This is a genomic window from Enterobacter chinensis, from assembly GCF_034008295.1.
In the GTDB taxonomy this organism is placed as follows: Bacteria; Pseudomonadota; Gammaproteobacteria; order Enterobacterales; family Enterobacteriaceae; genus Enterobacter; species Enterobacter chinensis.
The window spans coordinates 664,104-678,549 of sequence record NZ_JARDVI010000001.1 but is presented as its reverse complement, the minus strand read 5'-3'; the positions used below and the strand labels follow the sequence as shown (position 1 = coordinate 678,549).

The 14,446-nt window shown below is 56.5% G+C and carries 11 protein-coding genes; 7 read left to right on the top strand and 4 right to left on the bottom strand.

The annotated features are described in order from the left end of the window. Positions 1–2: 2 nt before the first annotated feature. Positions 3–998 (top strand): DUF2891 domain-containing protein, encoded by a 996-nt coding sequence (locus PYW49_RS03350; protein ID WP_320385659.1) that lies wholly within the window; start codon positions 3–5, stop codon positions 996–998. A gap of 97 nt (positions 999–1,095) precedes the next feature. Here PYW49_RS03350 and PYW49_RS03345 read toward each other — a convergent pair whose 3' ends face one another. Further along, on the bottom strand, positions 1,096–2,511 hold the full coding sequence (locus PYW49_RS03345; protein ID WP_320385658.1) for an MFS transporter: 1,416 nt from the start codon (positions 2,509–2,511) through the stop codon (positions 1,096–1,098). Positions 2,512–2,628: 117 nt separating this feature from the next. Here PYW49_RS03345 and PYW49_RS03340 point away from each other — a divergent pair, with 117 nt between their 5' ends. Then, entirely contained in the window at positions 2,629–3,534 is a 906-nt protein-coding gene (locus tag PYW49_RS03340; RefSeq protein ID WP_320385657.1) for a LysR family transcriptional regulator, read from the top strand. Positions 3,535–3,538: 4 nt separating this feature from the next. Here PYW49_RS03340 and PYW49_RS03335 read toward each other — a convergent pair whose 3' ends face one another. Both PYW49_RS03335 and PYW49_RS03330 read right to left on the bottom strand, forming a co-directional pair. Continuing rightward, positions 3,539–4,993: a Cu(+)/Ag(+) sensor histidine kinase gene (locus PYW49_RS03335; RefSeq protein WP_320385656.1), complete on the bottom strand. Its 1,455-nt coding sequence runs from the start codon at positions 4,991–4,993 to the stop codon at positions 3,539–3,541. Beyond that, complete coding sequence (locus PYW49_RS03330) at positions 4,983–5,666, bottom strand: copper/silver response regulator transcription factor (RefSeq protein WP_320385655.1); 684 nt, start codon at positions 5,664–5,666, stop codon at positions 4,983–4,985. The genes PYW49_RS03335 and PYW49_RS03330 overlap by 11 nt, the downstream gene beginning before the upstream one ends. 162 nt (positions 5,667–5,828) lie before the next feature. Here PYW49_RS03330 and PYW49_RS03325 point away from each other — a divergent pair, with 162 nt between their 5' ends. Genes PYW49_RS03325 through silA form a run of 4 tightly spaced genes read left to right on the top strand, consistent with a single transcriptional unit; the run spans position 5,829 to position 11,997 of the window. Next, positions 5,829–7,214, top strand: a complete 1,386-nt coding sequence (locus PYW49_RS03325; RefSeq protein ID WP_320385654.1) for an efflux transporter outer membrane subunit — start codon at positions 5,829–5,831, stop codon at positions 7,212–7,214. A gap of 28 nt (positions 7,215–7,242) precedes the next feature. Continuing rightward, positions 7,243–7,584 (top strand): cation efflux system protein CusF, encoded by a 342-nt coding sequence (cusF, locus tag PYW49_RS03320; protein ID WP_320385653.1) that lies wholly within the window; start codon positions 7,243–7,245, stop codon positions 7,582–7,584. Positions 7,585–7,595: 11 nt separating this feature from the next. Next, complete coding sequence (locus tag PYW49_RS03315) at positions 7,596–8,846, top strand: efflux RND transporter periplasmic adaptor subunit (protein WP_320385652.1); 1,251 nt, start codon at positions 7,596–7,598, stop codon at positions 8,844–8,846. 10 nt (positions 8,847–8,856) lie between these two features. After that, positions 8,857–11,997 carry a Cu(+)/Ag(+) efflux RND transporter permease subunit SilA gene (gene silA / locus PYW49_RS03310; RefSeq protein WP_320385843.1) on the top strand — a complete coding sequence of 1,047 codons (3,141 nt, stop codon included), beginning with the start codon at positions 8,857–8,859 and terminating at the stop codon, positions 11,995–11,997. Between the two features lie 43 nt (positions 11,998–12,040). On the opposite strand, the gene PYW49_RS03305 is transcribed toward silA, so the two are convergent. Continuing rightward, entirely contained in the window at positions 12,041–12,622 is a 582-nt protein-coding gene (locus PYW49_RS03305) for a hypothetical protein (RefSeq protein WP_320385651.1), read from the bottom strand. 199 nt (positions 12,623–12,821) lie between these two features. Between PYW49_RS03305 and PYW49_RS03300 the strand changes: the two genes are divergently transcribed. Beyond that, positions 12,822–14,444, top strand: coding sequence for a mechanosensitive ion channel family protein (locus tag PYW49_RS03300; RefSeq protein ID WP_320385842.1), 1,623 nt, complete (start codon positions 12,822–12,824; stop codon positions 14,442–14,444). The last annotated feature ends 2 nt before the right edge of the window (positions 14,445–14,446 follow it).

Below are 14,446 nucleotides of genomic sequence, written 5' to 3'. Positions count from 1 at the left end.
TTATGGAATTAACGCAACATCAGGCCGACGCGTTTGCCCGCATGCCTTTGACCTATTTGCGCCAGGAATACCCGAACCACATCATGCACCTGCTGAATGATGATGGCGACGTGCTGCCGCCTCGCGAACTGCACCCGATTTTCTACGGCTGTTTCGACTGGCACTCGGCGGTGCACGGCTACTGGCTGCTGCTGCGCTGCGTGCGCCTTTATCCAGAATTGCCGTGCCGGGATGCGATCGTCGCGCTTTTTGACGAGCACCTGACAGAAGAGAACGTGGCGAAGGAGCTGGCCTATTTCACCGCACCGTTCCGCGCCTCGTTTGAGCGGCCATACGGTTACGGCTGGCTGCTGGCGCTGGCCCAGGAGCTGAAACAGTCGTCGCTGCCGCAGGCCGCAGGCTGGTATCAGACGCTGGAGCCGCTCACCCAGGACATTCGCAACCGGCTGATGGATTACCTCGGCAAGCTTACTTATCCGATCCGCGTTGGGACCCACTACAACACGGCGTTTGCTCTCGCGCTGGCGCTCGATTACGCCCGTGCCGTGGAAGACCGCGCGCTTGAGCAGGCGATTCTGACCGCGGCGGAGCGGTTTTATCTCGCCGACACGCGCTATCCGGCGCACTACGAACCCGGCGGTGATGAGTATATTTCCGGGGCACTGACGGAAGCGCTGCTGATGAGCAAAGTGTCGGCGGACTTCCCGGCCTGGTTTGACGCGTTTCTGCCGGAGGTGGGCTCCGTTGCGGCACTGATGAGCCCGGCGGAAGTGAGCGATCGTACCGACCCGAAAATTGCCCATCTGGACGGATTAAACCTCAGCCGCGCGTGGTGCATGAAGCATATTGCCCGCGCGCTTCCCGCCAACCATCCTGCGCAGCAGGCGCTGCGTGATGCGGTGGCGAAACACCTGACGGCGAGCGTCGAGCATGTTGTCGGCAGCCACTACAGCGGCGGGCACTGGCTGGCGAGCTTTGCGCTGCTGGCGCTGGAGTAAACAAACGAGTCGTCTTTTTTGCCGGGTGGCGCTGCGCTTACCCGGCCTACATTCTTCACCGTTGTAGGCCCGTGCAAGCGTAGCGCCGCCGGGCGAATCAGGCTGACGCCCGAACCGCAGGGCGCAGCCTGCTCAGGCTAAACAACACCGATCCCGTAGAGGCGATGACGGCTATCCATAGCGCAAAATGCACGGCCCGGTCATCAAACGTTTGATGGTCTGACCCGGCTGTCGTGGCCAGCAGCACGCCCACCGCGGCGGCACCGAGACACTGGCCGAATGTCCTCACAATCGACAGTACCCCTGAGGCATAGCTGGCATGCTCCCGCGCCACGTTAGAGAGCATTTCCCGGTTATTGGGGCTCTGGAAGCAGCCGAAGCCAATCCCGCAAACCAGACTGCGCAGGCAGATACTCCATGCGGAAGGGCTGTCCGGCAACGTTGCCAGCAGGACTAACCCGCAGACAAAAATCATCAGCCCGAGGGTCGAAATCAGCGGCGCGGAAATTGTATCAGCCCAACGCCCCGCGTGCGGCGCTATCAGCACAATTCCAATCGGCCATGGGGTGAACAGCAGTGCGGAGACCACCGGGCTATAGCCATATACGCTCTGAAACAGAAACGGCAGCGCGATAAACGTGATGCCCTGGCTCACAAACGAGGCCAGCGAGGTCAGCGCGGCGAGGGTAAAGCGCGCGTTTTTGAACATCACCGGCGGCAGTAAAGGATTTTGCGCGCGCCGGATACGCCAGATAAAGGCGAGGGCGCTGGCCAGCGCGAGAAGCCCCCAGCCTACCGCCTCCAGGCTAACGTGCTGCGTTACGCTCTGAAGGCTGTTGGCCATCATGATTGCTGAACCTAACAGTACGGCCGAAAGCACGGCGCCCGGCGCATCAAAGGATGATCGGTCAACAGCCGACTCCCGCGGCAAGGCACGCCATGCCAGCAGCAGGGCGATGCTGCCGGGAATAATGTTAATGGCGAACAGCCACTGCCAGCTCAGCGCGTCCAGTATCGTCCCGCCCAGCACGGGGGCAATCGCCGTGCTGGAGGCGATAAGCAGGGCGTGCAGCCCCAGAATGCGGCCAAGCAGCCGTCCCGGGAAAACGGAACGCAGGATCGCCGGGGCGATACTCAGAGTGGCCGCGCCGCCGATGCCCTGCAGAATGCGCATACCGGTTAGCATTTCCGGCGTTGTTGCCAGCGCGCAGCCGAGCGAGGTGAGCGTAAAGGTGGCAAGCCCGGCAAGAAAGACCGGGCGATAGCCCACGCGCGCCGCCAGCGCCGCGAAGATGGCGAGCGTCATTGCCGCTGACAGCAGATAGCCGTTGGCGAACCAGACCGCAACGTTCGCGGGAACCTGCATTGCCCTTGCCATAGAGGGCAGCGCGATGTTGATCATGGTGCCGTCAAAGACGCCCATTAGCGTGGTGGTCATGACGGCGGCCAGAACCCGGGCGCGTTCATGCCCGGGTAGACCTTCATCGCCGGGCTGGTTTGAAAATAGCGTCATCGTCGTCACTCCGGATAAGAATATTGATGACGAAACTATAGTCATGCGGTATACAGGGCGGAAGACGCAGCATTTGCACTTTATCGTTGCATATAACGCCTTATCTGAGGATTTACCGTGTCCGATCCTGATTTTAACCTTCTGGTTGCGCTCGACATTCTGCTGGCAGAAGCCAGCGTGGCGGGCGCGGCGCGACGCTTAAACCTGAGCACCTCCGCCATGAGCCGCACCCTGAGCAGGCTGCGGGAGGTGACCGGCGATCCTATTCTGGTGCGGGCCGGTCGACATATGGTGCTGACGCCCTGGGCCGAAGCCACCCGGGACCGCGCCAGAAGCGCGGTGCATGAGGCGAGGGCGGTGCTGCAGCCCTCCACCGATGCGCTGAAGGTGGAAAGCCTCGAGCGGCTGTTCACCATCCGCGCTAACGACGGTTTTGTGGTGGCCTTTGGGCCACTGCTTATTGCCGCGGTGGCGAGCGTTGCCCCCGGGGTGTGCATCCGTTTCTCGCCGAAACCTGAAAAAACGTCGCGCTATTTGCGTGAGGGGCTTGTCGATCTGGAGATCGGCGTGCAGGGCAATATGGGGCCTGAAATACGGCTGCAAAGGCTCTTTCAGGATCGGTTTGTTGGCGCGGTGCGTAAGGGACACCCGCTGTCATCACAGCCTGAAGTCAGCCTGAGCGATTATATCGCCTGGGGCCACGTGGTGGCCTCACCGGACGGGTCGCTACACGGATTTGTCGATGAGGCGCTGGCGGAACACGGGCTGAAACGCAAGGTCGCAAGCGTGGTACCCGGTTTTCCAACGGCGCTGTCCGTGGCGCTGGCCTCCGATCTGGTTGCCATGGTGCCGGCGCTGTACCTGCTCAACCAGCCGATGACCGAGCGCGTACACGTCTTTGAACTGCCCTTTAAGACCCGAACCATTACGGTTTCACAGATGTGGCATCCGCGCATGGAACGGGATCCGGGGCACCGGTGGCTCAGAGAGAAGGTGCTGGAGGTATGCCGCGATGTGCGCTGACGGCTCAGGCAACCTTTCCCGGTACGGTGAGGATGAAGCGCGTCGACACCGCATCCGATTCCACGCGGACTTTACCGTGATGCGCGGTGACGATGGACTTCACGATGGCAAGCCCAATCCCGCTGCCTTCCCCTTTACGCTGTCTGGACGGATCGACGCGGTAAAAGCGGTCAAACAGCTTCGACAGATGTTCCTGCGGGATTGGCGTGCCGGGATTTTCTGTCACCAGCTCAACGTCGTTATCCCGTTTTCTGATGGCGACCGTCACCGTTTTGCCCGCTGGGGTATAGCGCAGGGCGTTGGATAACAGATTATTGATTGCTCTTCTGAACATCTGCGGGTCGCCTTCTATCAGGCAGGGCACCCCGTTAAAGGCCAGCGTGACGTTGCGCTCTTCCGCCCATGCCTCGAAGAAGTCGAAGACTTTCATCACCTCAGCGCTCAGATCAAACATCACCCGGTCAGGGATCAGCTGATTATTGTCCGCCTGCGCCAGGAAGAGCATATCGCTGACCATCCGGGTCATCCGGTTGTACTCTTCCAGGCTGGAGTACAGCACATCTTCCAGCTCTTTCTGCGTCCGGTGCTGACTCAGCGCGATTTCCGTTTGCGTCACCAGGTTGGTGATGGGCGTTCTGATTTCGTGCGCGATATCGGCGGAAAAATTAGCCTGTCGGGTAAAGACATCTTCTATTTTCCCCATCATATGGTTGAACGAAATAACGAGTTGCTCCAGCTCAACGGGGACGCGGGACGGCTCCAGTCGCGCATCCAGGTTTTCGGAGGTGATATTTTTAATGGCGGTGCTGACATTACGCAGGGGTAAATGTCCCTGGCGAACCGCGATGCGAATAACAAGCACAATCAGCAGGCTGATCGCCGCGGCAATCGCCAGCAGATTCTTTTTCAGCGCCTCCAGGTAGTGCAGATGAAAATTAATGGAGAGCCCGATCAGCATGACGTAGCTTTGCGTTTTGCCCTGCAGCGTCGCCGTTCCTGAAGAGGCGATAATCCGGTAGGTTTCCATCTTCATGTCGGACCCGGCATGCATGGCTGGCGTCTGGCCCTCGACCGTCCAGAGAAACACATCCTGTGCCTGACGGTGTTCGCTAAAGTTCGCCGTGTTCATCGCCGGGCGTAATGCCGCCCCCTGCGCCGAGCTGAACAGGGTATTTCCCTGCGGATCCAGAAGCAGAACGGCAACGTTGCGGTAGCTGGCGATCGACTCTTTGATCTTACTGATTTTCTTTTGATCGGGATCGGCCGGGGATTGCAGTATGCGGTGCATCGCGGTGCTGATTTGCTGCAGGTCGTTGATATCCTGCTCGGCGAAATGCTTTTCAACGGAATGCAGCATGAACCAGGTAAAGGCGAAGAAGGCCAGGATCGTGGAGAGGCTGATAAAAAAGGTCAGCCGCAGGGCGAGAGAAAAAGGGCGCCTGGGGAGCTTAACGCGCATCCGGCACCTCCAGCATATAGCCCACGCCGCGCACCGTCTGGATCAGCTTCGGTTCAAAATCGTTATCGATTTTCGCACGCAGCCGCTTTACCGCCACGTCAATCGCGTTCGTGTCGCTGTCAAAATTCATGTCCCACACCTGGGAGGCAATCAGGGAGCGGGGAAGCACCTCGCCCTGATGACGCATGAAAAACTCCAGCAGGCTGAACTCCTTGCTGGTGAGCAGGATGCGATTGCCCGCCCGGCTCACTTTTCTCGACACCAGGTCAACCGTCAGGTCAGCCGCCTGAAGCTGGCTTTGTGCAATCACCGTATTCCCGCGTCTTAGCAGCGTCCTGACCCGGGCGAGGAGTTCAGCAAAGGCAAAAGGCTTAATCAGGTAATCATCAGCACCCAGCTCAAGCCCCTTAACCCGGTGTTCAATCGTGCCGAGCGCCGTCAGCAGCAGGATGGGCATCCCTTTGCCGGCAGAGCGGAGCATGCGGACAATGTCCCAGCCGTTCACGTCGGGCAGCATGATATCCAGAATCAGCAGGTCATATTCCGCAGTCATGGCGAGGTGGTACCCGGTCAGGCCGTTATCCGCGTGATCCACGACAAACCCCGCCTCAGTCAGCCCCTTGCTGAGGTACTCACCGGTTTTCTTCTCATCTTCAACGATCAGTATTTTCATCTTTCTCCCCTGACTGGCTGCTGATGACATTCTATTGCGCTCGCGACCGTTAACAATGACTTACGCCATAAATGACAACATTGTCATTATCCTGTCACCCGTCAAACAGGATGCGTTCAGTAGAGTAGCCCTAAAAATACTCTGGAATTCATTTGAACCACTATGTTCCTGTTAAAACGACTAAGCATCAGTACGGTATTGATCCTGGCAGGCTGCGTCTCGCTGGCCCCTGAATACCAGCGCCCGGCGTCACCGGTACCCCAGCAGTTTTCGCTCTCGCGTAACGGCCTGACGCCTTCGGTGGCAGGGTATCAGGACACCGGCTGGCGCAACTTCTTCGTCGACCCTCAGCTAGCAGGATTGATTACAGAAGCCCTGAAGAACAACCGCGATGTAAAAATGGCTGCCCTGAAGGTTGAAGAAGCCCGGGCCCAGTTCAACGTGACGGATGCGGATCGTTATCCTCAGCTGAATGCCTCCTCGGGTATCACTTACAGCGGGGGGCTGACAAGCGACAAATCCACCGCACAGCAGTACGACGCGGGTCTTGCGCTTAGCTACGAACTCGACTTTTTCGGCAGGCTGAAGAACATGAGCGATGCTGACCGACAAAACTTTTTTGCCAGTGAAGAAGCCCGTCGCGCCGTGCATATTCTGCTTGTCTCTAACGTGTCGCAGAGCTATTTCAACCAGCAGCTGGCGTATAAACAGCTGCGTATCGCGCGGGAAACGCTGAAAAATTACCAGCAGTCTTACGCTTTTGTTGAGCAACAGCTGGTGACGGGCAGCACGAACGTCCTGGCGCTGGAACAGGCCCGGGGGCAGATCGAAAGTACCCGGGCAGATATTGCTAAAAGAGAGGGGGAGCTGGCGCAGGCCAGTAATGCCCTGCAGCTGGTCCTCGGAACGTATCGCGCACTACCGGGCGACGGCGGAATGAACGCCAGCGATATTGCGCCGGTAACGCTGCCGCCGCGTCTTTCATCGGCAATCCTGCTGCAGCGTCCGGATATTATGGAGGCGGAGTATCAGCTTAAAGCGGCCGATGCGAATATTGGTGCGGCGCGCGCTGCCTTTTTCCCGTCCATTTCCCTGACCAGCGGGCTTTCCACAAGCAGCACGGAGTTATCCAGCCTTTTTACGTCCGGAAGCGGCATGTGGAACTTTATTCCTAAAATAGACATTCCCATTTTTAATGCGGGCAGGAATAAAGCCAACCTGAAGCTGGCCGAAATTCGCCAGCAGCAGTCGGTTGTGAATTACGAACAAAAAATTCAGTCCGCCTTTAAACAGGTCGCCGACGCACTCGCGCTGCGGGACAGCCTCAGCCAGCAGCTTGCTGCGCAGCAGCGGTATCTTGATTCGCTAAACATCACCCTGCAGCGTGCCAGAGGGTTATATTCCAGCGGCGCGGTCAGCTATATCGAAGTATTAGACGCGGAACGCTCGCTGTTTTCCACACAGCAAAACATTCTCGACCTTATTTATGCCCGACAGGTTAATGAAATTAATCTCTTCACCGCGCTGGGCGGCGGTTGGGTCGAATAACCTCATTTAATTAAACAGGAAAATAAACATGCGCAATTCACTTAAAGCCGTTGTATTCGGTGCGATCTCCATTATGTTTTCTGCCGGCCTCCAGGCTGAGGTTCATCAGCACGCGGAGATGAGTGCTAACAGCGAAGGGACCTCAGAGCAGATCGTTACCGGGACCGGCATCGTGAAGGACATCGATCTCACGAACAAAAAAGTCACGATTTCTCATGAAGCTATCCCGGAAATTGGCTGGCCCGCGATGACCATGCGTTTCACCTTTATTCAGGCGGACGAGAGTATCAAGGCCTTAAAAGTCGGCAGCCACGTGAATTTCTCGTTTATTCAGCAGGGCAATCTCTCTTTACTGAAGAGCATTAAATAGCGAGAAACGGCATGGCCTCTTTGAAAATAAAATACGCTGCCGTGATAGTCAGCAGCCTTATTGCGGGAGGGCTGATATCGATAACGGCATGGCAGGCTCTTCATTCATCTGAAAAAACAGAAAATAGCGCGCCTGAAAGAAAAGTGCTTTTCTGGTATGACCCGATGAAACCCGACGTCAAATTCGATAAGCCCGGTAAATCGCCGTTTATGGATATGGATCTGGTGCCGAAATACGCGGATGAGAATGACGAAAAAAGCGGTATCGGTATCCGTATTGACCCGACGCAGGTCCAGAACCTGGGATTAAAAACGCAAAAGGTGACGCGCGGAACGCTGAATTATGCCCAGACGATCCCGGCGAACGTCAGCTATAACGACTATCAGTTTGTCATTGTGCAGGCGCGCGCGGAAGGTTTCGTTGAGAAAGTGTATCCGCTGACCCTCGGCGATAAGGTGAAGAAAGGCACGCCGCTGGTTGATATCACGATCCCGGACTGGGTCGAGGCCCAGAGCGAGTTCCTGCTGCTATCGGGTACCGGCGGTACGCCCACGCAGATAAAAGGGGTTCTGGAACGGCTTCGCCTGGCCGGCATGCCGGATGACGATATTCAGAGGCTGCGTGCAACCCGCACTATTCAGACCTGCTTTACCATCAAGGCGCCGATCGACGGGGTCATTACGGCCTTTGACCTGCGCACCGGCATGAATATTTCCAAAGATAAGGTGGTGGCGCAGATCCAGGGGATGGATCCGGTCTGGATCAGCGCGGCGGTCCCTGAGTCGATTGCTTATCTGCTGAAGGACACCTCGCAGTTTGCCATTTCGGTACCGGCTTATCCGGATAAAGCCTTCCCGGTTGAAAAATGGAGCCTTCTGCCGAGCGTGGATCAAACCACCCGTACGCTGCAGGTGCGCCTGCAGGTCTCTAACAAAGATGAACTGCTGAAGCCGGGCATGAATGCGTACCTGAAGCTGAATACCCAAAGTCAGGAAATGCTGCTGATCCCGTCCCAGGCCGTTATCGATACCGGCAAAGAACAGCGCGTCATTACCGTTGATGCAGAGGGGCGCTTTGTGCCGAAGCCTGTCCACGTTCTGCATGAATCTCAGCAACAGTCCGGTATCGGCTCTGGCCTGAATGAAGGGGATTCGGTGGTGGTCAGCGGTCTGTTCCTGATTGACTCGGAGGCCAATATTACCGGCGCGCTGGAGCGCATGCGTCAGGCTGAAACCGCTGACGACGCGCATTCAGGCCATTAAGGAGACGATGATGATTGAATGGATTATCCGGCGGTCGGTCGCCAACCGTTTCCTGGTCATGATGGGCGCGCTTTTTCTCAGCGTCTGGGGGACATGGACCATCATCAACACGCCGGTCGACGCCTTGCCCGATCTGTCTGACGTTCAGGTGATTATCAAAACCAGCTATCCCGGCCAGGCCCCGCAGATTGTTGAAAACCAGGTCACGTATCCGCTCACCACTACGATGTTGTCGGTTCCCGGCGCAAAGACCGTGCGCGGGTTTTCTCAGTTCGGTGATTCGTATGTATACGTCATTTTTGAAGATGGGACCGATCTGTACTGGGCCCGTTCTCGCGTGCTGGAGTACCTGAACCAGGTACAGGGCAAACTGCCCGCCGGCGTGAGCTCCGAAATCGGCCCGGATGCCACGGGCGTGGGCTGGATCTTTGAATATGCGCTGGTGGATCGCAGCGGAAAACACGATCTCGCAGAGTTGCGCTCGTTGCAGGACTGGTTCCTGAAATTTGAGCTGAAAACTATCCCGAACGTTGCTGAAGTAGCCTCGGTCGGCGGCGTGGTGAAGCAGTATCAGATTCAGGTGAACCCGTTAAAGCTGGCTCAGTACGGCATCAGCCTGCCCGAGGTTAAGCAGGCCCTTGAGTCGTCTAACCAGGAAGCAGGGGGATCGTCCGTTGAAATGGCGGAAGCGGAGTATATGGTCCGCGCCAGCGGCTATCTGCAGACGATGGATGATTTCAATAACATTGTCCTGAAAACCGCCGAGAACGGTGTGCCGATTTACCTGCGCGATGTTGCCCGCGTGCAAACGGGGCCGGAAATGCGCCGCGGCATTGCCGAACTCAACGGGCAGGGTGAAGTGGCGGGTGGCGTGGTGATCCTGCGTTCGGGCAAAAACGCGCGCGAGGTCATCACGGCGGTAAAAGACAAGCTGGAGACGCTAAAGGCCAGCCTGCCGGAAGGCGTTGAGATTGTCACAACCTACGATCGCAGCCAGCTCATCGACCGGGCTATTGATAACCTGAGCGGCAAGCTGCTCGAAGAGTTTATCGTGGTGGCCATCGTCTGCGCGCTGTTCCTCTGGCATATCCGCTCCGCGCTGGTGGCGATTATCTCTCTGCCGCTTGGCCTGTGTATCGCCTTTATCGTCATGCACTTCCAGGGGCTGAACGCCAATATTATGTCGCTGGGAGGCATTGCCATTGCCGTCGGTGCGATGGTGGATGCCGCCATCGTGATGATTGAAAATGCGCACAAACGGCTGGAAGAGTGGGATCATCAGCATCCCGGCGAAGACATTGATAACGCCACGCGCTGGAACGTCATCACCAATGCCTCCGTGGAAGTGGGGCCTGCACTGTTTATCAGCCTGCTGATCATTACCTTATCCTTCATTCCGATTTTTACCCTTGAGGGGCAGGAAGGGCGGCTGTTTGGTCCGCTGGCCTTTACGAAAACGTACGCCATGGCGGGCGCGGCCGCTCTGGCCATCATCGTCATTCCGATTCTGATGGGGTTCTGGATCCGGGGGAAAATACCCGCAGAGAACAGTAACCCGCTGAACCGACTGTTGATTAACGCCTATCATCCGTTACTGACTAAGGTGCTCCACTGGCCAAAAACCACCCTGCTGGTTGCGGCCTTGTCCATCTTCACGGTTATCTGGCCGCTGAGCCAGGTGGGCGGCGAGTTCCTGCCAAAGATCAACGAAGGTGACCTGCTGTATATGCCGTCAACACTGCCGGGCGTTTCTCCGGCAGAAGCGGCGGCGCTGTTACAGACCACCGACAAGCTCATCAAGACCGTCCCTGAAGTGGCCTCTGTGTTTGGTAAAACGGGTAAAGCAGAGACCGCAACGGACTCCGCGCCGCTTGAAATGGTGGAAACCACCATTCAGCTCAAGCCGGAGAACGAATGGCGGCCCGGCATGACGATTGACAAGATTATTGACGAACTCGATAAGACCGTTCGTTTGCCTGGCCTGGCGAACCTCTGGGTACCACCGATCCGCAACCGTATCGACATGCTTTCCACCGGGATCAAAAGCCCAATTGGTATCAAGGTGTCAGGGACCGTTCTGTCGGATATCGACGCGACGGCGCAGAGCATCGAGGCGGTAGCCAAAACGGTACCGGGCGTGGTGTCGGCCCTGGCTGAACGTCTGGAGGGCGGGCGCTACATTGATATCGATATCAACCGGGAAAAAGCCTCCCGTTACGGGATGACGGTGGGCAATGTGCAGCTGTTTGTTTCATCGGCCATCGGCGGTGCGACGGTGGGTGAAACGGTGGAAGGCGTCGCCCGGTACCCGATTAATATTCGCTATCCCCAGGACTACCGGAACAGCCCGAGCGCGTTAAAGCAGATGCCGATCCTGACGCCGATGAAACAGCAAATCACGCTGGGCGATGTCGCGGAGATTAACGTGGTTTCCGGCCCCACGATGCTGAAAACGGAAAATGCCCGACCTGCGAGCTGGATTTATATCGATGCCCGCGGCAGGGATATGGTGTCGGTGGTGAACGACATTAAGACCGCCATCAGTCAGAACGTAAAACTCAGACCGGGAACCAGCGTGTCGTTCTCCGGACAGTTTGAACTACTTGAGCATGCTAACAAGAAGCTAAAGCTGATGGTGCCGATGACGGTGATGATCATCTTCATTCTGCTGTATCTGGCGTTCCGACGCGTGGATGAGGCGTTGCTGATCCTGATGAGCCTGCCTTTCGCGCTGGTCGGAGGGATATGGTTCCTGTACTGGCAGGGTTTCCATATGTCTGTTGCAACCGGCACCGGGTTTATCGCCCTGGCCGGGGTGGCGGCAGAGTTTGGGGTGGTTATGCTGATGTATTTACGCCATGCCATTGAAGCGCATCCCGCGTTGTCCCAGCGCGAAACATTCACTGAACAGGGGCTTGATGACGCCCTTTATCATGGCGCCGTGCTGCGCGTGCGGCCAAAGGCGATGACCGTCGCGGTGATTATTGCCGGTCTGCTGCCCATTCTCTGGGGTACCGGTGCTGGTTCCGAGGTCATGAGCCGGATAGCGGCACCGATGATCGGCGGGATGATTACGGCGCCGCTGTTATCGCTGTTTATTATTCCTGCGGCGTATAAGTTAATCTGGTTGCGCAGGCATAAAAAGCCATAAAAAAATCCCGCCGGTAGCGGCGGGATTTTTACGGGATGAATTCTTAGCGCGTCTGGCTAATAAGCTTGCGCCAGGCTCTGTTATGAAGAGTAAACAGCAGCATTTTATAGAAAGCGGTAGAGAGGATACAGCTGCCGCTAAGCCCCAGCATGACAATACTCACCAGCGCCGCAGTCAGGCTGACGCCCGGAGCAGCGCTACCGCTCAGCGCGACCAGCAGATAGGCTGCCGTTAATACCAGGCTTATCACCGCCAGCGTAAGGTGTAACCGCACGGCGCGCATGCTGCCTTTGCCAATCATAAACATGGTCACGCCATTAATGCCGGCGAACAGCAGGGCGACCAGCACAACCCACACGAATACGTGTTCGGCTGGCTGGCCAAGTGCGGCGAGTACGCCATACCCAAGCCACAGCTGCGGAATGGCGAAACTGACAATCACCCCGAGCGTACTGACCGCCGCAGGAATACCCATGGTGTGTAGACCCACAGGTTTGCCCATTTCGTTGGCCAGCTGCGTCTTGAGCTGCTGCAGCTGTGTCGGGGCGGCATTATCTATGCTGGCGGCCACCTTGTGACAGTGTTGCAGGCGACGGGGGAATTTTTTAATCCTGCTAATAATCAACGTGTTATTCCTTTCTAATTTTGTGTGCGGGCAAATAAAAGGGAATAAACCCATAGGCAGCGATAGCACACCAGACAGCGAATAATATGCTTCAGGCACGCGTTGCAGAAGCGAAAGGGTGGTCTATGCTGAAAAACGAGACCTGCCATTCGCGGGTGTCCTGAAAAATAATAAGAATTTTGCCTCTGGGGTAGTGGTGATGAACAGGATCCTGCTAGCAGCGTTAACCTATCTTTTCGCCTCAATCACATTTTATGCTTCTGCCGCAGAGCCTCGCCAGGAGCCCACCGAGCAGGAGCGTGCTCGCACGGTCTACATTTTCCATCAACCTGTTGTCATGCTGCAGGCGAAGTTTGGCCTTACCACCCCGGAAGAACGTGTTTTGCGTATTCGTAATACATTGCGCAACTTTACCCAGGCCGATGTTCGCGAACCACTGAAGATTATCCCTGTTACCCGTTACAACCAGCAGGGACGGTTGATTGTGATGAACAGTAAGCCAGTGATGCTTCTGACTCAAGCCGATCTTGATGAAGGGGACGATCTCACCCTCGATCAGGCCGCAGAACGTGTGTTAACGCGGCTGGAAGCGCAACGCACCGCTTTGCGCGATCAATTCAATCCGGCATGGCTGGCTCTCTCGGTGGTAAAAACAGCCGCTGGCCTGCTGGTATTAGGGCTTCTCTACTACGGCGCCTGGCGTTCCTGGCGTGGGTTCCGTCGCATTTTTCGGCGGCGCATTATGGAAAACCGCAGTTGGGTACCGCACAACTGGAGGCGATACATCGGTGCCATTGAAATCAAACTGTTTGCCCTGTTAATGATCGTTCTGGGGCTAATTGCCTTTTATATCTGGCTCAGCTGGGTATTCAGCCTGTTTCCATGGACGCGCGTATTGGGCACGTCGCTGGGGGATTGGTCGATTCGCTTCGTGCGGCAAATTGCCTTATCCATCGTCTCAGCATTACCAGGGCTGATGATTGTTCTGATCATTTTCCTGATTACTGCGTTCATTCTTAAACTTCTCAAAATGGTGCTCAACCAGGTAGAAGCAGGGCGGTTACAACTGCCCGGCATCCACCCTGAAACCGTGGGCGCCACCCGCAAGTTGATATCCGTTGCCGTCTGGCTCTTTGCGCTTTCAGCTGCGTATCCGTTTCTACCCGGTGCGAACTCGCTGGCATTTAAGGGCATAAGCGTTTTCTTTGGCCTGATGTTAACGCTGGGATCGGCAGGCATCATGAACCATGCCATGAGCGGCCTGGTGCTTATTTATTCTCGCGCGCTGCGCAAAGGTGATGTTATCCGCGTTGCGGATAACGAAGGAAAGGTCAGTGAAATCGGCATGCTCGCCACCAAAATAATCACCCGGGAGAACTACGTCGTTACCGTGCCTAACGCGGTTGTGGTGAGTGGAAAAATAACCAATTTGAGCGCGCAGCAACCGGATGGCGGTATCAACCTGACGGTAGGCGTTACCATTGGTTATGACACGCCGTGGCGACAGGTGCATGCCATGCTGGAACTTGCCGCAAAGCGGGCAAAAGGTATCGACCTTTCTGAACCGCCGCTGGTGAGGCAGTTAGGATTGATGGACTGGTATATCGCTTATGAGCTACAGGTTCGGCTTTTGCCGAACCAATCCCTTGCCGTCGCCCGTAATGAACTGCACAGCCACATTCAGGACGTCTTCAACGAATTTAATGTCCAGATCATGTCGCCAAACTTTGTCATGCAGCCGAAGGGCACCGTTATGGTGGAGAAGAACAACTGGTATGCTGCGCCAGCTTCGCCGCCGCAGGGTGAGAAATCTAGTGAATAACG